Below are 21,774 nucleotides of genomic sequence, written 5' to 3'. Positions count from 1 at the left end.
TCGCAGGCTGACAACGCTTGATACCCTGTCCCATGGCTGGTCTCCTTCTGCACCCTCGAGTGCGTACGGAAAGCCTAGCTCCTCCGTGAGGCCAGCCGTCTCATCCCATCTGAAGCCGCGTAGCAGTCATCCCCTTATGGCGGGACTGAAGTCCCGCCCTGACAAAGCGGGGTACGTGCAGAGGTCCACTTGCTCACTGCTGGCTGAGGGGCAGGATCTTGGTGTCGTCGGTGTCGAACTGGAAGGTGACCGGGACCCAGCCGGTCTGGGCGTGGAAGAGCACGAAGCGGGCGAAGAGCGGGCCGCGGTCGTAGTTCATGACCATATAAGCGATGCGAACGCGCGAGGACAGCTCCTGCAGGCGGATGAGGTCGAAGTACTGGAAACGGCCGTAGTAGGCCTGAATGTCGCGGAGGTTGCTGGCCTGCGTGAGGGCGTCCTTGCTGGACTCGAGGACACTGCCTTTTACCCAGAACTTGATCGCGTCGTCGGGGCCATCGCTGCGGAGGGCGTCCATCCCGGCAAGAACGTTGGCGGGGAGATCCGCCTTGGATGGGGGCGGAGGAGGAACTGGGACCTGCGCGGGTGCAGCCGCCGGAGCTTGCGCTCGAATTCCTGGAGCAGCCAAGAGAAGTACAACAGCCAGGGGAAGACCCCGCCAACGAGCTTGAAATTGCATGCATTGCCTTTCGAGGAACGGGTGATTTCGTGCTTCATCGGCCCACTCGATAGACGTGGCGGGGCGCCGTTCGCAACCGCCGAGGCGGCTCAGTGGCTGGCGATGGAGATGAGGAACGCGACCGTGGCGATGTTCAGCCAACAGGCCCAGAAGGCTGGCTGGCGCGTGAAGCCCTTCACGCTGAAGAACAGCACCAGAGCGATAAAAGAAAGCGGAATGGAGGCGTACCAGGCGCCCATGGCGATGCCGGAGCTGGTGTGGTTGTAGGCGATGGAGGGGATCCACCAGAGGTTCTCGGAGAGCACGGAAGCGGTGACGAGGATGCGGCCGGCGCGGGCGGCGCGCTCTGTCGAGGCGACGCCGCGACGAACGCGGATCCACTCCCAGATGACGAGCAACGGCGAACCGAGGAAGCCGCCGATCATGGCGGCGATGGCTAGAGCACTGAGAGCTTGAGGCATGGCCGCGTCAGTCTAGAGCATTTGTCGTGCTGGTGGGTATCCCCAGTGTGGTTTGCGGGGGTGTTTTCCTGGGGCGAGCGGGCATTCCCTCAGTGGCTGAAGCCACGCTGCGAGCGATCGCGTTGATGGCGGGACTAAAGTCCCGCCCTGACAAAGCGGGGATCGGCTCAGGATGAGGCCCGGCTCAGGCGTTGTCCAGCGGATTGTCCAGCGCGATGAGCAGGCCTTCGCCGCCTTCGAGGGTGATTTCGCCGTCGGAGCCGTCTTGCTTGCCAACCAGAGCGCCTGCGCCGTCGAGCATGGTGGTGAGGACGACCGTGCCGGGGGGGCAGTGGGTGACGATCGTGTCGTTGCCGAGGTTGAGCAGGACCTGGAAGTCGGTGCTGGCGCCATCGGGTGGAGAGGTGCGGCGGTAGCGGAGGAGATTTCCCTCGGCGCGGACGTCGGCGATGCCGCCGGAGTGCAGGGTGTCGTGGCGGCGGCGGAGCCCAAGCAGCAGGCGATAGAGCGAGAGCATCGACTTTGGGTTGCGCGACTGGGTAGCGGCGTTGATCTCCGGCCAGCGGGCGTCGAGTGGAAGCCAGGGCTGGGCTTCGGGAGTGGTGAAACCGGCGTTGGGAGCGTCGACCCAGAGCATGGGGGAACGTTCGGGATCGCGGCCACGGCCTTTGCCGGGCTCATTCTTCTCGGCAGGGTCCTTGACCTGATCGGGAGCGATGGGGACGTCTTCGATGCCGAGCTCGTCGCCGTAGTAGAGCGTGGGTGTGCCGCGCAGGGTGAGCAGCAGCATGGCGGCGACGCGGGCCTGCTTCTGGCCGATGCGAGAGGCTAGGCGAGGCTGGTCGTGATTGCCGAGGACGTAGTTGGGCCAGGCTCCGGGAGGGAGAAGTTCTTCGTAGGTGCGGATGATGTTGGCGACGGCCTCGGCGGCCCAGTGGGTCTGGATGAGGTGGAAGTTGAAGGGCAGGTTGGCTCCGCTGAGGTTGGTGGCGGGCGCGGTGGAGTCGAGCTCCTGGGGCGAGGGGTTTAGCGTGGGCGAGCCGTAGTAGCGGACGAGCTCGGGGAGGGGGAGATAGATTTCGCCGATGAGGACACGGTTGGAGCGAGGGCCCAGGGTCAAAGGGCCAAGGGTCGAGGGGTCAGGGTTCGGACCGCCTGCGGCCAGGGTGTCGGGGTAGGAGTCGAGCAGGGCGCGCATCTCGGCGACGATCTGGTGGGTGCCGGGCTGGTCGGCGTTGTGGACGGCGAGGTGGCGGTCGTGTGCTTCGGCGTCGGAGGTAGGGTTGGGTGGGTTGTCGCGGAAGAACTCGTCCTTGATGAGCAGCCAGAGGACGTCCATGCGGAAGCCGTCGACACCCTTGCCTTCGGAGCCGCAGTCGAGCCAGAAGCTCATGGCCTGGTACATGGCGGCGCGGACGTCGGGATTGCGCCAATTGAGGTCGGGCTGCTGGGCGAGGAAGGAGTGCAGGTAGAACTGCTCGGTCTTCTCGTCCCAGGTCCAGGCGGGGCCGCCGAAGTGGGACATCCAGTTGTTGGGGACGCGGAGGCGGGCGGGCTGCCAGTCGTCTCCGGCCGGCTTCGCATCGCGCCAGAGGTACCAGCTGCGTTTGGGATTGTCGCGCGAGCTGCGCGACTCCAGGAACCAGGGATGCTGGTCGGAGCTGTGGTTGGGGACGAAGTCCAGGATGACTCGCAGGCCGCGTTTGTGGGCCGCGGCGAGCAGGCGGTCGAAGTCCTCCAGCGTGCCGAAGAGCGGATCGACGTTGGTGTAGTTCGCTACGTCATAGCCGAAGTCGGCCATGGGCGAGGGGTAGAAGGGCGAGATCCAGAGGGCGTCAACGCCAAGGGAAGCGAGGTAGTCGAGGCGCGCGGTGATGCCGTTGAGGTCGCCGACGCCGTCGGGTGAGCCTTGGGGGCCTGAGGTGTCTTGAAAGCTGCGGGGATAGACCTGGTAGATGACTCCGGTCTGCCACCATTGCGTCGCCGGAAACTGCGTATCGGGCATGGGATTTGGATGCTCGCGGAGATGAGACGGCGAGGTCCTAGGACCGCGCCGTCACGTTACGTTTGGCTATCAACGAAAGAGCTTCAGGTCGATGGAATCGCCCATGGCTTTGTAGCCTGCATCGCCGGGATGGAGGTGGTCGCCGGAGTCGGCAAAGGGGAGGAAGACGCCGGGATTGGCGGGGTCGCGGGTTACCTGGTCGAAGTCGATGACGCCATCGAAGGCACCGCCGTGACGGATGAACTCGTTGACGGCCTGGCGGACGGCCTCGCCGGCGGGCGACTGGTAACCAGCGCCGACGTAGGGCGTCAGCGTGGCGCCGAAGACCTTGATGCCATGCTCGTGGGCGCGCTCGATGAGCTGCTTGTAGGCCTGGATCAGCGTCTCGGTCGTGACCGGGTCGCGTGGGCTCTTGAGGTCGAAGGAGTGGCCGATGTCGTTGATGGCTTCCATGACGACGACGTACTTCACGCCGGGTTGAGCGATGACGTCGCGGTCGAAGCGCGAGAGCGCGCTGGGGCCGGTGGTGTCATAGAGCACGCGGTTGCCGCCGATGCCCTGATTGAGCACGGCGAGATTGCGGGTCGCGGGGTTCGCCTGCAGACGCCTGGCGAGGGTGTCGGGCCAGCGATGGTCCGTGTCCATGGTGCTGTGTGCGCCGTCGGTGATGCTGTCGCCGAGGGTGACGATGGCCGCGGCGTTGGCGGGAGCATCCACCAGAAGGCCCTTGAGAAAGAGCCAGGAGGTGTAGGTCTTGGGCTCGGTGAGCGTGGGCGCGGTGACGCTGTTGCCGGGGACGCGGAAGTTCGTCTCGTAGGCGGCGGGGTGCAGCGTGTAGCCCTCGATGGGTTGCGCGGGGAGGAAGAGACTGACGGCAAGGTGGGTGAGCGGGGCGGCCTTGACGGAGATGGGGTCGCTGACGGCGAGGGCGCCGGCGGGAATGCTGATGGAGGCCTGGCCGCCGAAGGTGACGGGCATGGCGGTGGAGGTGAGCGCGCCGCCAGGGCCGACGTTGGCGAGCGTGGCGGCATTGATGGTGAGCGCGGACGCGCCGAACTCATTGGTGAGCACGACGCGGAAGCTGGAACCGCCGAGGGAGATGGGAACGATCTCGCGCAGGGTGACGCCGTCGGGGGTTTGCGAGTCGAATTTGCCCCCGTTGTTGGGAGCGAGCATGGGCGAGGCGGCCCAGGTTCCTACCCAGTGCGGGGAGGGCGGCGTGGCGGCGGAGGCAGTAAGGGCCAAAGCGAGCGCGGGCACAGCCAGCGCGGCAAAGCGGGCGACGCGAGTCTTGAGCATGGAAGCCATGATGCCGTTCCTGATGGAGGTTTGGCAACGCAGCATGCGTTTGCTGTGGAACGTTCGAAAGACCTCCAGCGGCTGCTGGCCCGATGGGGCGTGGCTTGCACTGCCCTGTTTGTGGTTTTCTTGTCCTTATGCCGCGAAGCTTTACCGACGTTGCGTGCGAGCCCATCGGCAAGATGCCGGACCGGTCGCGCGTGGAGCTATACCTGTTGCGCAACGAACATCTCACGCTGCACCTCTCGACCTACGGAGCGCGCGTGATGGCGCTGGAGACGCGAGACCGCGCGGGCGCCATGGGCAATGTGGTGCTGGGCTACACGACGCTGGCGCCGTACCTGACGCAGAAGAACTTCTACTTCGGGGCCATCGTGGGGCGGGTTGCGAACCGGATTGCGCGGGGGCGCTTTACGCTGGAGGGCCGCGAATATCATCTGCCGATCAACAACGGCGTGAACACGCTGCATGGCGGGCCGGGAGGGTTCGATACGCGCAACTGGGAGCCGCACACGATCGAGAACGGCGTGCGGTTCACGTACTACAGCGAGGACGGCGAAGAGGGGTTTCCGGGCGAGTTGCACGCGAGCGTGAGCTATGTGCTCGAGGGCAACACAGTGTGGCTGGAGACGCGGGCGACGACCGATGCGCCGACGATTGTGAGCCTGGCGAACCATGCTTATTTCAACCTGGCGGGCGAGGGCTCGGCGAGTGTACTGGACCATGAGCTGACGCTGGAAGCCGATGTGTTTACGCCGCTGGATGCGATGCAGATTCCTACCGGGGAGCTGCGCAGCGTGGAGGGCACGCCGTTCGACTTCCGTGAGCCGCGACGGGTGGGCGAGCGGATTGGGGTGCAGGACGAGCAGATCACGCTGGGTGCGGGGTACGACCACAACTTTGTCGTGCGCGGGGAAGCTGGATCGTTGCGGCCGGTAGCCATGGTGACCGAGCCGGCGACGGGGCGCAGGCTGGAGGTGGCTTCGACCGAGCCGGGGGTGCAGTTTTACAGCGGCAATTTTTTGGATGGGAGCGTGAGTGGACCTTCGGGGAGACCGTACGTGCGGCGCAGCGGGCTATGCCTGGAGACGCAGGGCTTCCCGGATGCGGTGAACCACCCGGAGTTCCCGAGCGTGGTGCTGCGACCGGGCGAGGTGTACTCCAGCGTGACGACCTGGACGTTCAGCGCGGGGTGAGGGGTTGAGATTTCCTAGTGGGCCGTCGAAAGCAGCTGGAGCTGTTGCACCTGATCGGGGTCCATCTCCTTGCGGAGGGCCTGGGCGAGTTGGGATTTTTCCTTCTCGAGGTCGGCGCGGGCCTGGGCTACGCGATCGATGGCGGCGAAGACCTTGGTCTGGTCCGCACCCTTGGGGGAGATCGCGCTCAGGGTCGCTTCTTCCCGCTGCAGGTTGGTGAAGAGGGTCTGCAGAGTGGAACGGTTGGCCTCGAAGACGGCATCCATGCGGTGCTGCTGCTCGGGGCGGAGATGGAGGGCGCGGGCCATGGAGCTGTCGTTCCAGAAGCGGCCGGGGATTGCTGCCTGCGAGCCGCTGCGGATGGACGGCATTTGACCGACGCCGCCGTTGCCGCGGAAGCCTGGACCACCGCCAACGCCGGACATGGCTGGGCTGCCGCCATGCTCTCCACCCATCTGGCCGCCCTGCTGCATGCCTGGCGCGGCGCCACCACCAGGCCCGCCGCCGCCCGGATGCTGGGCCGCGGCCAGCGGCGCGAGCGCTGCCGGCGCCAGGCAAAGTGCGAGGCACAGCATGGCCCGGTGTACAGAACGGATTGAGAAGCAAAGCGTCACGGTTGTCCTTCAGTCTAGAACCACTCGTATCTGGCCCAAAAAACTTTTCTTCAGCGAGGTCGCGAACTCGTCGTTGTCCTGGTCCGCGTACTCGTACAGCGCGTGGCCGAGCCGGCCACGATTAGTCCTGCGCGGGCGCGCCGGCATGGTTGCGGCTGCGGGTTCGCGACGGGGAGGCATCGGCCCCGGCGGAGACACTCAGGCCGTAGGCGGCAAGCTTGGCCTGCGAGGCGTCGAGCTCGTGGTCGATGGCGGCCAGCATCTGGTTGTCGGCGTCGATCTGGCGCTGGCGGCTGAGATCGTCGGAGGAGACGTGCGTTGGGGTCGCCACCGAGGGCCTGGAAGTCGCACTCGTCGCCGGGGTCGCAGCGTCGGCAGTTTCGGTCGCGGAGGAGTGATGCTGGCCCGGCTGCGTGTCCGACTGCCGGTTGCTGAAGTGCATGGGTACGGCCAGCATTACGGCGACAACAGCGGCAGTGGCGGCGAGCCAGCCGTGACGACGGAGCCAGCTGGGAGACGCGGTGGCGCGGCCGAAGCTTTCTTCGCGCAGAGGCAGGGTGGCGGAGCGGCGCTCGCTCCAGGCCAGCGACACCTTGCGAAAGCTGGCGAGCGGTTCGGCGATGGCGTTCCTGCGGGTGCTGCACTCTTCGCACGTGGCGAGGTGCGCCAAGGCTGTGGGCGAGGGATCGCCCATCACGACCTCGTCCAGCTCGAACTCGCTCAGGTGCGGCATGGCGATGGGATTCTGCTCGGGGGCTGCAGGACTCATTGTGCTGTTCCTCCTCCCGGGGCCGGCCTGGCAGACGCCTGGGGTCCGGCCTGGGCGCGAACCGCTTTCAAGGCGCGATGGAGGTGGGTCTTCACGGTGTTGATGGGCATGTGGATGGATTCGGCGATCTCGGCCAGGCTCATGTCCTCGGCGAAGCGCATGAGGAAGATGGAGCGCTGGTTGGGCGAGAGGTTTTGGAGCGCGGCCTGGACCTGCATGGTCTGCTCGCGGGCCAGAACGCGGGCCTCGGGCGAGCTTTCGTGGCTGGGCAGGAAGTTGGCGGCCTCGGTGACGTCGATGGCGGTGGCGCGAGCCTGACGCCAGAAACGGAATTTCTGGAGGCGCTGCTGGTCGCGGACGAGGTTGAGCGCGATGCCGGTGAGCCAGGTGTTCACGGAGCAGTCGCCGCGGAAGTTCGCGCGACCGTTGTAGGCCTTGACGAAGCAATCCTGCACGATGGACTCGGCCAGGTCGGGATCGCCGATCGAAAACGACACGAAGCGAAGCAGGCGCGGCCGGTAGGTGCGTACCAGGGCGTCGATGTCGTCCAACTCGGTGACGGTCTTGATACCGCTATTGGCGGGCGCGTCTACGGTTGTCATCGTGGCTTCGAGGGCGAGCTGCATACCTTCCAAGACGAGCCGGGAAGAGTTTCGAGGTTACACCGGGACAGGCAATTTTGCGCCGCTGCCAAGCGGGGACGCAACTTCGTGTGCGATTTCGGGTCTCGAGGCGACTCCGGGAGACGGCGTCGTCGCAGGTCGCTGCTACGCTTGGGCCTTCTTGGCGCGACGGATCTCTTCGGCCGTCTCGGGATCCTTCTGGACGAGGTACTCGTCAATGAGCACGGCGACGAGCGCGGCGGTGGGGACGGCGACCATGGCGCCGACGACCCCGGCGAGCTTGGCGCCGGCCAGCAGCGCGATGATGACGCTGAGGCCCATGAGATTGACGCTGGTGCGCATGATTCTTGGGGTGAGAAATCCGTTCTCGACCTGGAGATAAATCGCGTAGAAGATGAGCACCCCGGCCATCTTGGCCCAGGAATCCAGAGCCGCGACCCCGGCGGCGAGGAGGATGGTGATGACGCCTCCGGCTACAGGAATGAGGTTGAACGCGCCCATAAGGACGCCCAGCAGGAAGAAGTAGCGCACGTGGAGGGCGGCGAAGACGATGGTGCTGGTGACGCCGAGAGTAAGCATGAGCGCGCCCTGGCCGAGCAGCCATTTGCTCATGCGGGTTTCGGCGACGAGCAGGGTGCGGGCGAGACGATCGCGAGTGTCCGTGGGGAAGAACGAGAGGAAGTAGTAGTAGGCGAACTCGCCTTCCAGCATGAAGTAGATGCAGAGGATGAGCGCGGTGATGAGGTCGAGGACGCGGCCGATCCAGACAGGCATGGAGTTGAGCACAAAGCTGGCGAAGGAGGTGGCGGCGTTCTCGACCTTCTCGGCGATGCGGTCGACGCCGAGCTTGTCGGCCATGGGAATGTGGTGGAGCTTGGCGACGATGCCGGGGACGCGGCCGGGGAGATCCTCGGAGAAGTGCTTGACGTCGTGCAGGACGGGCGGCATGGCGAAGGTGAGGAGCAGCGCGACGGCCAGCGCGGCGGAGACCGCCAGCGACACGACGGCGATGCCTCGCGAGGGGCTCCAGCCACGGAAGGAAAGGCGCATGACGCGCTCGACGACGGGCATGAGCACGACGGCGAAGAGGGCGCTGACGTAGACCAGCTCCAGCACCTGGCGCAGCTGCCAGGCGAGGGCCAGCGCGAGCGCGACGGCGAAGGTAAAGAGGATGTAGCCGCGGACGCGGCGGCTTTGGCGCTGGTCGACCGCGGTTTCTGCCGCGGTGGTTTCAGCAGCATGCGTGGTTTCAGCGGCCAGGTGCGATGCGGGATCGGCGGGGGTTTGGGAGGACAGCGGGCACACTCCTCAGTTGCGGGCTTCGACGCGGAGCTCGTGGTCGGCGTCTCTATTGTGATGCAAACAGTGGGCCTGCGAGAGGACGAATCCTCCCGCGCCGTTGCGGAACAAAATGTCCGCGCGAGTGGTGGGTTGCGAGCGTGGAGCTACGCCTCGAGACAGGAGCTAGCCGAGGGCGGCCAGGACGTCCTCGAGGGTCTGCTGGGCGGTGCGGCCGGTGGTCGGGACGCGGAAGCTGGACACGCGCTCGTAATGGCGCTGGCGGCGGGCGAAGCGTTCAGCGGCGAGGGTCCTGTCGGCCAGGTTGGGGCGCTCGGTGGCGTTGGGCTGGCGCAAGCAGCGGTCGAGGAGTTCCTCGAAGGGAGCTTCAAGGTAGATGACGGCGGTGCGGGGGCTCTGCTCCAGCAGGAGACGGTTGCCGAGTTCCTCGGGCACGCCGCCGCCGAGGGCGATCACGGTGCGCTTGCGGCCCAGGGTCGAGGCCAGCGCGGTGGCTTCGAGGCGGCGGAAGTGGGCTTCGCCCAGCTGTGCGAAGAGGTTCGGGACGCTCTCCCCGGTGCGGCGCTCGATCTCGTGGTCGAGATCGAGGAAGGTCCAGCCGAGGCGCGCGGCCAGCAGCGCGCCGATGGTGGTCTTGCCGGAGCCCATGAAGCCGGTCAGGACGAGGCGGTCGCAACCCGCGGGGGCGGGAGTGCGAGAAGCGCTCATGGGCTGGGGGCTGGCGGTATCTTCCATCTGGCTTTCCAAGTTCCCTGGGGTTTCCACTTCGATCAGGATTGCTGATGCCATTGTCGTCTCCCTGGTTGGGGCCGGTCACGTTCCGGCGGGATTTTGGGGCAAAAAGCAAAACCGCAACCTTTTCAGGCTGCGGCTCGGGGGATTTCTGGATGCTGGCTTCGGTGTTACGGAAGCATGCAAGACCGCCCGGCCGCTGGTCGGTAGGACCACCAGTAGCTAAATCGCGCGGAAGTGCGGAGATCGATCATCGAAGACAGAGCCTACTCCGGCGACGGGCAGCGTTGCAAGCGGAAACTGCCATGGTGTTGAAGATCGGCTGCGCTAATGCAAGGACGGCGAAGCCCTGGGGCCTCGCCGTCTTTCGTTGCGTGCTGGTTTGCGAGGTGCTATTCGATGGCCAGGCCGTCGTCGAGATCGCCTTCGGGCTTTTCCTTCTCGAGTTTGCTGGCGATGTTGGACCAGACGGAATCGTCGGGGTCGGCCTCTTCTTCAGCCTCGAAGAGGCCTTTGGCGGCCTCGGCGATGGCTTCGAGGTCGCGGACCAGGGCGGCTGCATCGGGATGGGTCGTGAAGAAGACCTGCAGACGGGGATCGTCCGCGAGCGTGCCCTCGGAGGAGGACATGAGCTCGGGGAGGAGATCCGAGAACTCGGTGGTGGTCATGGTGTCGAAGTTCAAGGTGGAGAGGTCGGTCACTGCATGACCTCCTTCGCCCCTTCGGCAGCGGTGGGGCGAAGCTGTTCCGGCTGGCGAAGCAGTTCGCGCAACTTGAGGCGCGCTTTGTGGAGCTGGGACTTGGAGTTTCCAGTGGAGCATTCGAGCATGGCAGCAATCTCATTGTGCTCGAAACCTTCGACATCGTGCAGCACAAACACCATGCGATAGCCGGGAGGCAGGGCAGCGACGGCACGCTCCAGCGTGACGCGGTCGACGGAGCCGGCAAGTTGCGGATCGCGAGCGCCGAAGTCGCGCTTGGGGGCATCATCCTCGCTGGGATTGATGGTCTCCTCGAGCGAGACGAGCTGCAGGCCCTTCTTGCGGAGGTGCATGAGGACGAGGTTGACCGTGAGACGGTGCAGCCAGGTGGAGAATGCGCTCTCGCCGCGGAAGCTGCCGAGCTTGCGATAGAGGTGGAGGAACGCCTCCTGCGTCATGTCTTCGGCTTCAGAGACGTTGCCGAGCATGCGCAGGCAGAGGGTATAGACGCGCCGCTTGTGCAGGGCGTAGAGCTTGGAGAACGAGTCTGCGTCGCCCGCTTTCGCGCGCTCAATAGCTTCGGCCTCTCCGGCGATCGGTGGGTTGCGTTTAAACAACCCGGGAGTGGGTTTTGTCTGCATCGTTGATGTTTCCTGAGCTTGCATGTGCAGCGGTCCGTGGGAGCCCAGTATCGCTCGAACCAGCAAAGTGCCTGTCCTGAGCCTAACGCACCGGTTCTCCAAAAGGTTTCAGTGGGGTTGGAAGCCGAGGAGGCTATTGGGGTTGTACGGGATTGGCTGTGGGGATCGGGACAGTCGCGCCCGAGTCCTTAGACTCCGGCCGTGGTCGTTTGGGTTCGTTCGGCCCTGACTCAGGCACCCACAAACCTCGCATAGAGCGACCTGGCCAGCCCTGGATCGGTGGTGCCCTGGATGAGGGCGCGGCCATCGGGGAAGACGGTGAGAGTGTGCGGGGGACGATCGAAGCGGAGCAGATGGCCGTTGGTGCGGACGGTTCCCGATGCAGCGAGCTTCTTTGCAAGTACGTGGAGGTCGACGGGGCGCTGGTGCTCGTGGATCTGGACGGAGTTGCGACCGCAGAGGGTGATGGTGGGACGGCCCTCGCCGGCGAGGTGCCGGAAGATGCGCTGGCCGCAGACCTCGCAGCCGGGACGGGGAGCGGTGGCAGACAACTCCGAGTGCGCCTGGCGGCCGTCGGCGGCGTTGGTCCAGAGCTCATAGCCGACGAGGGTGCGGCGCATGAGCTGCGGCTGGCCGCTGAGAAACTTGAGGGCCTCGGCGACCTGGATGGACGCGGCGAGATTGACTGCAGGCGAGAGGATGCCGGCGGTGTCGCAGGTCTCTACAGGGCCGGTGGGGGGTTCGGGGAAGAGGCAGGCTAGGCAAGCTGTGGGGGTGTAGGGCCAAGGGTCAAGGGCCAAGGGCCAAGGGAGTGGCGGGTGAGCGTTCGGGGCCTTGGGATCGGGAGACCCCTGCTCGCCTAGCGGCGTGCCTTCTTGACCCTTGGCCCTTGACCCTTGACCCTGCTTTTCCCCGCTCTGGCGCGGAAGGATATTCATTCCGGCGGCGTAGGCTCCGACGGCGGCGGCGTAGATCCAGGGCTTGCCGTCGCGGACGCAGAGGTCGTTGATGAGGTAGCGGGTCTCGTAGTTGTCGGTGCAGTCGAGGACGAGGTGGGCGGGGCCGAGGAGGGCTTCGGCGTTGTCGGGAGTCAGGTCGGCGACGTGGGCGGCGACGGTGACGCTGGAGTTGACGCGGAGGAGGTGCCTACGGGCGGCCTCGGCCTTGGGGAGCGATTGTCGAGCGTCCTCCTCGTCGTAGAGGATCTGGCGTTGGAGGTTGGAGGGCTCGACGAAGTCGCGGTCGATGAGTGAGAGGCGACCGACGCCCGCGCGGGCGAGCAAGGTGGCGGTTACCGCCCCGGTGGCGCCGACGCCAACGATGGCGACATGGCGCAGTCCGAGCTGGCGCTGGCCTTCGAGACCCATGCCTGGAAACAGAATCTGGCGGGAATATCGTTCTGCCAGTGCACCGTCGTCCGCAGATTGAATAGACTGATTCGGTTGGCTTAAAGCGCCGGCGACCGTGGTTCCCGCCGGGCTGTCTGGCCTTGCGGGAGGGCCGCTGCGCGACGAATTACCGGGCTCCGGGTTGTGAGCAGAAGCGGACAACGGGAAAACTACCTCTCAAAAAGTATAGGCTTCGGGCCGGTTTCGGCCTCCAGCGAACCCCGCGCCCATGGATTGCATCTCTACGGGAAATCAGAGGTTTCACTCCAGCCGGTTTCTCCACGGTATGTCGGAGACAGATGTCGCGGGTCGTCTCTTGATCTGCGGCCGGACAAGGCGAGCGGGAAATATTGGCGCAAAGGAATCGGCAGTGACGGGTCCGGCAGGAGAAAACCGGCGCAGGATGGGCTGGCGGCAGCCGTTCGCGGGCTTTCCGGCGGTGGGCCGGCGCGGCGGGGGCTGGCCTCGGTCGCTGGCGGCGGCGATGCTGGCCGTCGGCCTGAGCGTCCCTTCGCTGCTCGCGCAGGTGGCTGCGCCCTCGACGGCCCCTGTCACGACGAGCATGAGCGGGCAGGCTGCGAGTTCGCCTGCACTTTCGAACGGAGCGGCCAGCGCGGCTCAGGCGACTCCGGCAGCTCAAGCCGCGGCTCCCGCGACTTCCCCGACAGCGCCGAAGGGCGCTCCAGCGACTTCTCCTGAGGCGTTGCCCGGGCCCAATTCGCAAGCCGCTCCGGCAAGTGCGGCGGCGCAGGCTCCGGTGGTCACGAATCCCCTGCCAGAGCTAAGCACCAGCCTGTGGTCGAAGAAGGGTGTGATGGTGAAGGCCGTGCAGTTCAGCGGCGTCACGTTCGCGGCTGGCGATCCACTGCCCGACCGGATGACGCAGAAGGCTGGGCAGCCGCTCGATCCGGAGAAGGTGCGCGCCGACCTGCGACGGCTGTTCGCCAGTGGGCGCTATCGCGACCTGAGCGTGAATGCCGAGCCCAACGGCGATGGGATGACGCTGATCTTTACCGGCACGCCGCGCTACTACGTGGGGCGGGTGACGATCCTGGGTGTTCCCAACGACCGGCTGTCGTCGCTGTTCGAGTTCGCGACCAAGCTCGAGCCGGGGACACCATACACGGAGTCGGAGATTCCGGCTGCCGTCCAGGGCATCACCGAGTCGCTGAAGCAGAACGGCTACTACCAGGCGACGGTGACGCCGACCACCACCAGCGATGTGGGCGAGCAGGTAAATGCGACGTTCCAGGTGAAGCTGGGACCGCAGGCACGGGTGGGCGATGTGGTTGTGGACGGCAGCGATGCGGGGATTACGGAGGACGAGTTCCGAAAGAAGGGCGAGCTGAACTGCTCGCGTCTGACCAAGGTCTTCGAGCGGCACTGCGTGCCCAAGGTGACGCGGGATACGACCAGCAATGCGCTGGCCGGCGTTCGAAAGTATTACCAGAAAGAGGAGCGGCTGGAGGGCACGATCAGCCTGGAGGATTCGACCTACGCGGCGCAGCGCAAGCAGTTGGACTACAAGTTCCAGGCCCACCAGGGGCCGCTGGTGAAGGTCGAGGTGCGTGGGGTGAAGCTGCCGCGCTCGCGCGTGAAGCTGCTGGTGCCCATCTACGAAGAGGGAGCGGTCGATATCGACCTGCTCAACGAGGGCGCGTTCAACATCCGCGACTACCTGCAGCAGAAGGGTTACTTCGATGTGCAGGACTCGGTGCAGATCACGGGGCGCGACACGCCGCTGGTCACTGTGCTGTATGACGTGAAGACGGGCCTGCAGCATCGCGTGACGGACGTGACGGTGAAGGGCAACAAGTACTTTGATACGGAGCTGATCGAGGAGTCGCTGCGGGTGAAGAAGCGTGATGCGTACCAGCCCTCGGGGCGGTACTCCACGCAGCTGGTGAACGCAGACGCGACCACGATCGAGGCGCTGTACCGCGCGAATGGCTTCACGCACGTCAAGGTGACCTCGAGCGTGGAGGACATCGATAAGAACGCGGGCGGGCAGACGCTGAAGAAGCCGGAGATCAAGGTGCACTTCACTGTGGTGGAGGGTGCGCAACAGAAGTTCGGTTCGGTCGCGCTGGCAGGAGTCGATGCCACGCGTCAGGACGTGGTGAAGAAGCTGCTGAGCGCGGAGACCGGGCAGCCGTTCTCGCTGGTGACGCTCTCGCAGGATCGCGATGCGGTGCTGAGCTACTACGTCTCGCATGGCTTCGACCACGCGCGCATCGAGCTCGTCCAGACGGTGGAATCGGGCGATGCGGCGCGCACGGACGTGGTCTTCAACGTGCATGAAGGCCGCATGGTGGCGATCGAACAGGTGCTGCTTTCGGGCGTGGTGCACACCAAGCAGAAGCTGGTGGACAAGCAGCTGAAGGTGCATGCGGGCGACCCGCTGAACCAGAGCGCGTTGCTGGATACGCAGCGGAACCTCTACAACCTCGCGCTGTTCAGCGAGGTGAATGCCGCGGTGCAGAACCCTACCGGGCAGGCTCCCGCGAAGAACGTGATTGTGCAGCTGACCGAAGCCAAGCGCTGGGACGTGACCTATGGCTTCGGCTTCGAGGCGCAGACCGGAACGCCGAGCGTAGGCCCGGGACAGGTGAAGGGCAACACGGCCGCGCAGAATGGACAGGCAGGCGTTAGCCCACGGGTTTCGCTGGATGTTTCGCGCATCAACCTGCGCGGGACGACGCAGTCGCTGACGCTGCATACCACCTATGGCCTGCTGGAGCGCGTGGCGACGTTGACGTACAACGTGCCGCAGTTCCTCGGCAAGCCGAACCTGACGGCGTCGGTCTCGGGTGGGTACTCGAACGTGCAGAACATCACCACGTTCCAGGCGTCCACGCTGCAGGGCGACTTCCGTGTGGCGCAGAAGGTGAAGCGCGCGGACAACCTCATCTACGACTTCCTGTATCGCCGGATTTCGGTCAACTCGGATTCGCTGGAGATTACGCCGAACCTGGTGCCGCAGCTGTCGGAGCCGGTGACGGTGGGAGGCCCCGGGATTACGTTCTTCCACGACACGCGCGATCCTTCGCCGCTGGATGCGCAGCATGGGCAGTACTTCAGCGCACAGGAGTTCCTCTCGTACTCTACCTTCGGCGCGCAGTCTAACTTCAGCCGGACAGATTTCTCGCACTCGAGCTACTACACGTTCGGCAAGCGGCGGAAGTATACGTTCGCGCGCAACCTGCGGGTGGGCTTCGAGAACTTCTATGGCGGCTCCAGCGGCGTGAGCGATCTGGCCACGATTGGCGCCATTGCGAACTGCGCGGGTGGACTGCTGTACACCAACGCGACCTGCAATCCGATCCCGCTGCCGGAGCGCCTGTATGCGGGTGGCGCAAACTCGCATCGAGGCTTCGGCATCAACGATGCAGGACCGCGCGATTTGACCACGGGCTACCCTGTCGGCGGCTCAGGCGCGGTGGTGAACACGTTTGAGCTGCGGATGCCGCCGCCGGTGCTGCCCCTGGTGGGCGACAGCATCTCCTTCGTGTTCTTCCATGACATGGGTAATGTCTTCCGCTATCCGACGGACATGTTTTCGAGCATCAAGAACTTCAGCCAGCCGAACAAGAAGGCCTGCGAGAACGTGAGCGTCCCCGCGGGCACGACCGATGTGAGCACGCTGACCGGCACATGCAACTTCAACTATTACTCCCATGCGATCGGCATGGGTGCGCGGTACAAGACGCCTGTGGGACCGATCCGCGTCGACTTCAGCTATAACCTGAACCCGCCGACGTATCCGGTGTACGACGACTACACCGGCAGGGCTCCTTACGTGGGCCAGGCCAGCCACTTCAACTTCTTCTTCGGCATTGGACAGACTTTCTAAACGATGACACGGCGCAGCCAACACGGTGGAGCAAGGACAGCGATGACGCTCGCGGCGTTGTGCCTGTGTGCGGGGTTGCTGCGGGGCCAGGCCGCGCCATCGAAGAGCAAAACTCCGCCTGTGGCCGCGGCGACTCCTGCTCCGTCGCCGCAGGCTGTGGACGCACCGAGCGCTGCAGGGACGCCTGTCGATCGCATCGACGCCATCGTCAATGGAGACCTGATCCTGGACAGCGATGTGGACCAGGAGCTTCGGCTGGAGGCGCTGGAGCCTTACGACAACCCTACGCGTGAGGGTTCGCGCGATGAGGCTATCAACCGGCTGATCAACCGTGACCTGATCCTGCAGCAGGTGAAGCTGCAGAACGATGATGCGATCCCCGCCGACGAGGTGGAGAAGGAACTGGACGGGCTGCGAAAGAACATCCCGGCGTGCAAGCGCTACGATTGCGCGACCAAGGCTGGGTGGGACAAGTTCCTCGCGGACAACGGCTTTACCGAGGAATCCTTGCAGGCGCTGTGGGCACAGCGGATGCAGGTGCTGGACTACATCGAGCAGCGCTTCAAGATGGGCATCCGCATCATGCCGCAGGAGATCCAGGACTACTACACGAAGACCATGCTGCCGGAGTATGCGGCGCAGCATGTTGCGGCTCCGAAGCTGGACACGCTGTCCGAGCGCATCCAGGAGGTGCTGCTGGCGCAGCGCGTGTCGGCGCTGCTGGATGACTGGCTGAAGAGCCTGCGCGCGCAGGGCTCTGTGGTGGTGCTGCATCCCGGGGAGGCGGCGCCATGAGCGACTTCGATCCGAACAGCCCCGAGAGTAAGGACCCCAAGCCGCACGAGACGCTGCGCGAGCACCTGCACGAAGTTCACGAGCATTTGCACGAGGCCGGCGAGCACCTGAAGGACAAAGGCGAGCACCTGAAGGAGCAGGTCCACGAAAAGCTGAAGGAAGGCCGTGAACGGTATGAGGAGATTCCTCCGGCGAAGCGGCGCAGCTTCTGGCGCAGGGTAGGCTATGTGTCCGCGTCGTTGCTGGCGCTGCTGCTGATGATGGTGGGCGCGGCGACCTGGTACACGGGGACGGATGACTTCCAGCGCCGCGTGGGCCAGGAAGTGAAGCAGGTTCTCGAAGAGTCGACGGGGGGGCGGGTCGATGTCGGGCACATCGGCTTCAGCCTGTGGCATCTTGCGATCGAGGTGGATGGGCTGATCATCCACGGCACCGAGCCTGCGGGCCAGATGCCGTACCTCTCGGCGGACAAGATCTTCCTGCGGTTGCGCATCAACACATTCGTCTCGCACACGGTGGGCAAGGGAGCGCAGTCGCACATCGGGCTCAACTTCCTGCGGGTGGAACAGCCGCATGTTCACCTGATCGTGAGCAAGGACGGCACGACGAACCAGCCGACGCCGAAGCATCCCACGCCGAGCAATGAGCCGGTGCAGAACACGCTGCTGGACCTGCAGGCGGGCGAGGTGCAGTTGGCCAATGGCCTGGCGGTGATCAACGACAAGGCGATTCCCTTCGAGATGGAGGCGCGCGACCTCGCGGCCGAGGTGCACTACATCGCGAAGACCGACCACTACGGCGCCACGGTGGACCTCAACGACCTGCGGACGAAGATCAGCAAGCAGCCCGAGGTGCAGTCGCAGCTGCACCTCAACGCGGAACTTGGCCGCGATATGTTCGCGTTGAATAAGGTGGACTTCACGACGGCGCGCAGCACGCATATGAGCGGCAACATGTTTCTGCGGAACTTTGCGAAGCCGATATGGCAGGCGAGCGTGGAGGGCGACATCGACCTGAAGCAGCTGGGGCTGCTGGCAGGCATCGAGGGCTTCAGCGCGGGCACGGTGGAGCTGGATGTCAATGGGCACTCGTGCAATGTGTCGCCGCAGGAGGCGCAGCAGAAGCCTCACTTCTGGCAGCGCAACCGCAAGACGCCATCACCTTCGGCGAAGGTGTTGCCGCCAAGCCCGGACTGCCAGAAGGGCTACCTGCTGGTGGGCAGCGTCAAGGCGCATCGCGTGGCCTATCGCATTCCCGAGGTGCGCTTCCACGATGTGGACGCAGTCGCGAAGCTGAATGTCACGCCGGCGGAGCTGCTGTTCACCTCGATCACGTCGACGCTGCCTGGCGGTGGACGCATCTCGGGCGACATGAAGATCGAGAACTGGTTGGGCGAGGTGCCACCGGATTCGCCGGTGGCCTCGGCAACGACCGTCGCGAGCGAGAAGGTCGCGAACAACGCCGCCAAGAGCATTGGCGCGAAGGCGCCGGTCGAGCACGAGAAGGCCGTGAAGCCGAAGGATGTCTTGCCCAAGACCGCGGCGGCTACGGATGCTCCCATCACGGGCACGCACACCTACATCACGGTGAAGGTGCAGGGCATCTCGCTGCGCACGATCATGGACATGACGGCTCCGGAGCACTACGGCGACCTTGGACTCGATACCTCCATCTCGGGTCCGGTCGAAGTGGAGTGGGGCGGACCAGCGACGGACGTCTCGGAGACGGTGAAGGTGGATGCGAGCCTGGACTTTATCCCGACGGGCAAGCAGACGAAGGGCAAGCAGAACATTCCGGTGAGCGGGCATGTGCTGGGCCACTACGACGGCGCGAACGAGACAGTGAAGATCACGTCGATCAACCTGCAGACACCGGCGACGGCGCTGCAGGCGAGCGGCGTGCTGGGCGTCAACAAGGGCGATCCGCTGACGCAGCTGGCGCTGAACCTGCAGGCGCACGACCTCGCGGAGTTCGATTCGGTGCTGCAGACGCTGGGCTTTGAGAACAATGGCAAGCGCGGGAGTGCGGCGATCCCGGTGACGCTGCATGGGTCGCTGGCGTTCAACGGCACGGCGCATGGAGCGGTGAAGAACCTCGATGTGAAGGGACACCTGAACGCGGATAACTTCGAGGCACATCTGGGCACGACAGCGGACGTACACATCGACTCGGTGGTCGCGGACGCGGAGTACTCGCCTGACTCAGGGCTTGCGGTCGGCTCGTCGACGATCAAGCGTGGTACGGCGGTGCTCGATGTTGCGGGAACGTATCGGCCGCGCAAGGTGGTGTCGCGGCGTGGCGCGGTGAACTATGTGTGGGACGAGGGTGGCGAGATCAGCGCCAACCTGAAGCTGGACACTGCGCAAGCCGCGGACCTGCTCGACATCGCGGGACAGAAGAGCAAGGTGCCGCTGACGGGAACGGTGGCGCTGAACGCTCATGTGGCGGGTACCGTGAAGTCTCTCTCCGGCGGGGGTGAGCTGACGCTGAAGAATGGTGCGGCCTATGGAGAGCAGTACCAGACGCTGGACGTTGCGTTCAACATGCAGGGGCCGCAGATCAATGCATCGAAGCTGCTGGTGCAGGCGTATGACATGGCGATCACGGGTTCCGGCAGCTACAACTACGAGACCAAGCACATCGTCGCGCAGATTGCCGGCAACAACCTGCAGCTGGCGAAGCTGCAGCAGGTTCGCGACGCAGGTGCCGAGGGAACGCTGACCATCGCGGCGGACGCCAACGGCACGCTGGAGGAGCCGAACCTGCATGCGAAGCTGGGCCTTGCGAAGATTGTGTACCAGGGCAAGGCTCTGGGCGATGTGACTGCGACGGCGTACAGCACGAAGAACATCGTTTCCTACGATGTGCACTCGAATGCGCTGGGCGCGCAGCTGGTGGCCGACGGCCAGACCGCGCTGACGGGGAACTTCGAGACGAATGCGAAACTAACAATTGCGGACTTCGACCTGGCCAACGCGATTGCGATGTTCGCTCCGGGAAGCGTGAAGGCTACGTCAAAGATCAGTGGCACGGTGACGGTGACGGGACCCGCGGCGCAGCCGAAGCAGCTGGCAGGCAATGCGGAGCTGAATCTTGCGAACCTGAATCTGCAGGGCATCAATCTGAAGACTGCGGAGCCGCTACGGGCTTCGCTGCGCAATGGCTCGCTGTCGATCGACCAGCTGCACATCACGGGGCAGGACACGGACATGCGCGCCGGCGGATCGGCGGTGCTGTTCGGCGATCCCGACCCCAAGGGCGGGACGCTGAGCATCAACGCGGGCGGCAGCGTGAACATGGGTCTGGCGCACGTCTTCGATCCGGACCTGATTACGAATGGCAAGGTGATCTTCAATGTGGCCGCGAGCGGACGGATGAAGGATCCGCAGCTCAACGGCAAGGTGCAGTTCCAGAACGTCAACCTCGCGATCGACGGCGTTCCCAACGGCTTGAGTTCGATGAACGGCACGCTGGTGTTCAACGAGAACCGGCTTGACGTGCAGTCCCTGACCGGCCGCTCGGGTGGCGGGGAGCTGAAGATTGGCGGCTCGATCTACTACCAGAAGGGACTGGTGGCGGATCTGACGGCGACTGGCGAGAACGTCCGCGTGCGCTACAACGGGTTGAGCGCTACGGCCAACTCCAGCTTCCGGCTGCAGGGTGGGCCGCAGTCGCTGCTGTTCTCGGGCAGCGTGCTGATTACGCGGTTCAACGTGGGGCCGGATGTGGACTTTGCGGGCTTTGCGGGGGCAGGTGGGGTGTCGCTGCCACCGGACCCGACGTCGGCTGCGAACAAAGTGAGACTGGATGTGCGGATTACGAGCTCGCCGCAACTGGACTTCCAAAACAGCTATGCGAAGCTGGCGGGCACGGTGGACCTGACGGTGCGCGGCACGGCAGCGGTGCCGAGCATCCTGGGGCGGATCCAGATCACGGAAGGCAGCGCGACGTTCGCGGGCACGAAGTACCAGCTGGATCGGGGGACCATCTACTTCTCGAATCCGGTGCGCATCGACCCGATCATCGACCTGACGGCGAGTGCTCGCGTGGAGAACTACGACCTGACCATCGGGCTGAACGGCACGATGACCAACCTGAAGCCGACGTATCGCTCGGAGCCGCCGCTGACCGAGGCGGACATCTTCAACCTGCTGGCGCTGGGGCGCACGCAGGAAGAGGCACAGCTGTACCAGGAGCAACAGGTGCAGGCGGGGACCGATCCCACGACCAATGCCCTGCTGGGCGGCGCGCTGAATGCGACGGTGTCGAGCCGCGTGGGCAAGCTCTTCGGCGCGGGCTCGGTGAAGATCGATCCGGCGTTCGTGGGCACACTGGGCAACTCGTCGGCGCGCATTACGGTGCAGGAGCCGCTCTCGAAGCAGCTGACGCTGGTGTTCGCGACCAACGTGAACCAGACGGCGCAGCAGCTGATCCAGGTGCAGTGGCAGGTTTCGGAGAACCGGTCGATTGTGGCGACGCGCGACGAGTCGGGCGTGTTTTCGATCGTGTACAAGATTCGAAAGCGGTACAAGTAGCGCTGGCCAGGTACCCCCTCCCCCCCCCCCGGTTTTTTGTCAAGTGTTCATTCGGGAGACTTTAGCTCCGGACCTTGTTGTAGGGCCCAGGGTTGCGGGCCCAAGGGCCACAGTGCAAATGCAAACGCCCGGCTGGGCCGGGCAGGGTTCGTCTCTCTGTCTTTATTGTATGAAGGGTGTCAAG

General features: G+C 64.9%; 16 protein-coding genes. 4 read left to right on the top strand and 12 right to left on the bottom strand.

Features of this window, described 5'->3' with window-relative positions; all coding sequences use genetic code 11:
- Nucleotides 1–193: 193 nt before the first annotated feature.
- From AC5E6W_RS06855 to AC5E6W_RS06840, 4 genes are all read right to left on the bottom strand, one after another.
- On the bottom strand, nt 194–628 hold the full coding sequence (locus AC5E6W_RS06855) for a hypothetical protein (RefSeq protein WP_491751521.1): 435 nt from the start codon (nt 626–628) through the stop codon (nt 194–196).
- Nucleotides 629–768: 140 nt separating this feature from the next.
- Nucleotides 769–1,140 (bottom strand): hypothetical protein, encoded by a 372-nt coding sequence (locus AC5E6W_RS06850; RefSeq protein ID WP_491751520.1) that lies wholly within the window; start codon nt 1,138–1,140, stop codon nt 769–771.
- 184 nt (nt 1,141–1,324) lie between these two features.
- Nucleotides 1,325–3,145 carry an alpha-amylase family glycosyl hydrolase gene (locus AC5E6W_RS06845; RefSeq protein WP_491751519.1) on the bottom strand — a complete coding sequence of 607 codons (1,821 nt, stop codon included), beginning with the start codon at nt 3,143–3,145 and terminating at the stop codon, nt 1,325–1,327.
- Between the two features lie 69 nt (nt 3,146–3,214).
- The gene (locus AC5E6W_RS06840; protein ID WP_491751518.1) at nt 3,215–4,453 is read right to left on the bottom strand and encodes an SGNH/GDSL hydrolase family protein; all 1,239 of its coding nucleotides are present in this window, start codon (nt 4,451–4,453) and stop codon (nt 3,215–3,217) included.
- 128 nt (nt 4,454–4,581) lie between these two features.
- Between AC5E6W_RS06840 and AC5E6W_RS06835 the strand changes: the two genes are divergently transcribed.
- A complete protein-coding gene (locus AC5E6W_RS06835) occupies nt 4,582–5,640 on the top strand; it encodes an aldose epimerase family protein (RefSeq protein WP_491751517.1) in 1,059 nt (352 codons plus the stop codon).
- 14 nt (nt 5,641–5,654) lie between these two features.
- Here the strand turns inward: AC5E6W_RS06835 and AC5E6W_RS06830 are convergent, their stop codons facing one another.
- The 8 genes from AC5E6W_RS06830 to AC5E6W_RS06795 all read right to left on the bottom strand — a co-directional run bounded on the left by AC5E6W_RS06830 (nt 5,655) and on the right by AC5E6W_RS06795 (nt 12,449).
- A complete protein-coding gene (locus AC5E6W_RS06830; protein WP_491751516.1) occupies nt 5,655–6,215 on the bottom strand; it encodes a hypothetical protein in 561 nt (186 codons plus the stop codon).
- A 160-nt stretch (nt 6,216–6,375) separates the two neighbouring features.
- A complete protein-coding gene (locus AC5E6W_RS06825) occupies nt 6,376–7,023 on the bottom strand; it encodes a hypothetical protein (RefSeq protein WP_491751515.1) in 648 nt (215 codons plus the stop codon).
- A complete protein-coding gene (locus AC5E6W_RS06820) occupies nt 7,020–7,649 on the bottom strand; it encodes an RNA polymerase sigma factor (protein ID WP_491751514.1) in 630 nt (209 codons plus the stop codon). The genes AC5E6W_RS06825 and AC5E6W_RS06820 overlap by 4 nt, the downstream gene beginning before the upstream one ends.
- 141 nt (nt 7,650–7,790) lie before the next feature.
- The gene (locus tag AC5E6W_RS06815) at nt 7,791–8,951 is read right to left on the bottom strand and encodes an AI-2E family transporter (RefSeq protein ID WP_491751513.1); all 1,161 of its coding nucleotides are present in this window, start codon (nt 8,949–8,951) and stop codon (nt 7,791–7,793) included.
- A gap of 159 nt (nt 8,952–9,110) precedes the next feature.
- Nucleotides 9,111–9,734 (bottom strand): shikimate kinase, encoded by a 624-nt coding sequence (locus AC5E6W_RS06810; protein ID WP_491751512.1) that lies wholly within the window; start codon nt 9,732–9,734, stop codon nt 9,111–9,113.
- 335 nt (nt 9,735–10,069) lie between these two features.
- The gene (locus AC5E6W_RS06805) at nt 10,070–10,378 is read right to left on the bottom strand and encodes a hypothetical protein (RefSeq protein WP_491751511.1); all 309 of its coding nucleotides are present in this window, start codon (nt 10,376–10,378) and stop codon (nt 10,070–10,072) included.
- Nucleotides 10,375–11,019, bottom strand: coding sequence for an RNA polymerase sigma factor (locus AC5E6W_RS06800; RefSeq protein WP_491751510.1), 645 nt, complete (start codon nt 11,017–11,019; stop codon nt 10,375–10,377). The genes AC5E6W_RS06805 and AC5E6W_RS06800 overlap by 4 nt, the downstream gene beginning before the upstream one ends.
- Nucleotides 11,020–11,249: 230 nt before the next feature.
- Entirely contained in the window at nt 11,250–12,449 is a 1,200-nt protein-coding gene (locus AC5E6W_RS06795) for a ThiF family adenylyltransferase (RefSeq protein ID WP_491751528.1), read from the bottom strand.
- Nucleotides 12,450–12,810: 361 nt separating this feature from the next.
- Here AC5E6W_RS06795 and AC5E6W_RS06790 point away from each other — a divergent pair, with 361 nt between their 5' ends.
- From AC5E6W_RS06790 to AC5E6W_RS06780, 3 genes are read left to right on the top strand one after another with little or no spacing between them, the layout of a single operon-like run.
- Nucleotides 12,811–16,260, top strand: coding sequence for a BamA/OMP85 family outer membrane protein (locus AC5E6W_RS06790; RefSeq protein ID WP_491751509.1), 3,450 nt, complete (start codon nt 12,811–12,813; stop codon nt 16,258–16,260).
- Between the two features lie 42 nt (nt 16,261–16,302).
- A complete protein-coding gene (locus tag AC5E6W_RS06785) occupies nt 16,303–17,055 on the top strand; it encodes a peptidylprolyl isomerase (RefSeq protein ID WP_491751508.1) in 753 nt (250 codons plus the stop codon).
- Nucleotides 17,052–21,590, top strand: a complete 4,539-nt coding sequence (locus tag AC5E6W_RS06780; RefSeq protein ID WP_491751507.1) for a translocation/assembly module TamB domain-containing protein — start codon at nt 17,052–17,054, stop codon at nt 21,588–21,590. The genes AC5E6W_RS06785 and AC5E6W_RS06780 overlap by 4 nt, the downstream gene beginning before the upstream one ends.
- Nucleotides 21,591–21,774 lie beyond the last annotated feature (184 nt).

Source organism: Bryocella sp. (genome assembly GCF_058498515.1).
This window is presented reverse-complemented; position numbering and strand designations above follow the sequence as displayed.

Coding starts and splice junctions, on each gene's coding strand:
- AC5E6W_RS06825 (WP_491751515.1), bottom strand. CDS start 7,023: ATGAGTCCTGCAGCCCCCGAGCAGAATCCCATCGCCATGCCGCACCTG.
- AC5E6W_RS06820 (WP_491751514.1), bottom strand. CDS start 7,649: ATGCAGCTCGCCCTCGAAGCCACGATGACAACCGTAGACGCGCCCGCC.
- AC5E6W_RS06850 (WP_491751520.1), bottom strand. CDS start 1,140: ATGCCTCAAGCTCTCAGTGCTCTAGCCATCGCCGCCATGATCGGCGGC.
- AC5E6W_RS06840 (WP_491751518.1), bottom strand. CDS start 4,453: ATGGCTTCCATGCTCAAGACTCGCGTCGCCCGCTTTGCCGCGCTGGCT.
- AC5E6W_RS06780 (WP_491751507.1), top strand. CDS start 17,052: ATGAGCGACTTCGATCCGAACAGCCCCGAGAGTAAGGACCCCAAGCCG.
- AC5E6W_RS06810 (WP_491751512.1), bottom strand. CDS start 9,734: ATGGCATCAGCAATCCTGATCGAAGTGGAAACCCCAGGGAACTTGGAA.
- AC5E6W_RS06790 (WP_491751509.1), top strand. CDS start 12,811: ATGGGCTGGCGGCAGCCGTTCGCGGGCTTTCCGGCGGTGGGCCGGCGC.
- AC5E6W_RS06785 (WP_491751508.1), top strand. CDS start 16,303: ATGACGCTCGCGGCGTTGTGCCTGTGTGCGGGGTTGCTGCGGGGCCAG.
- AC5E6W_RS06830 (WP_491751516.1), bottom strand. CDS start 6,215: ATGCTGTGCCTCGCACTTTGCCTGGCGCCGGCAGCGCTCGCGCCGCTG.
- AC5E6W_RS06835 (WP_491751517.1), top strand. CDS start 4,582: ATGCCGCGAAGCTTTACCGACGTTGCGTGCGAGCCCATCGGCAAGATG.
- AC5E6W_RS06845 (WP_491751519.1), bottom strand. CDS start 3,145: ATGCCCGATACGCAGTTTCCGGCGACGCAATGGTGGCAGACCGGAGTC.
- AC5E6W_RS06800 (WP_491751510.1), bottom strand. CDS start 11,019: ATGCAGACAAAACCCACTCCCGGGTTGTTTAAACGCAACCCACCGATC.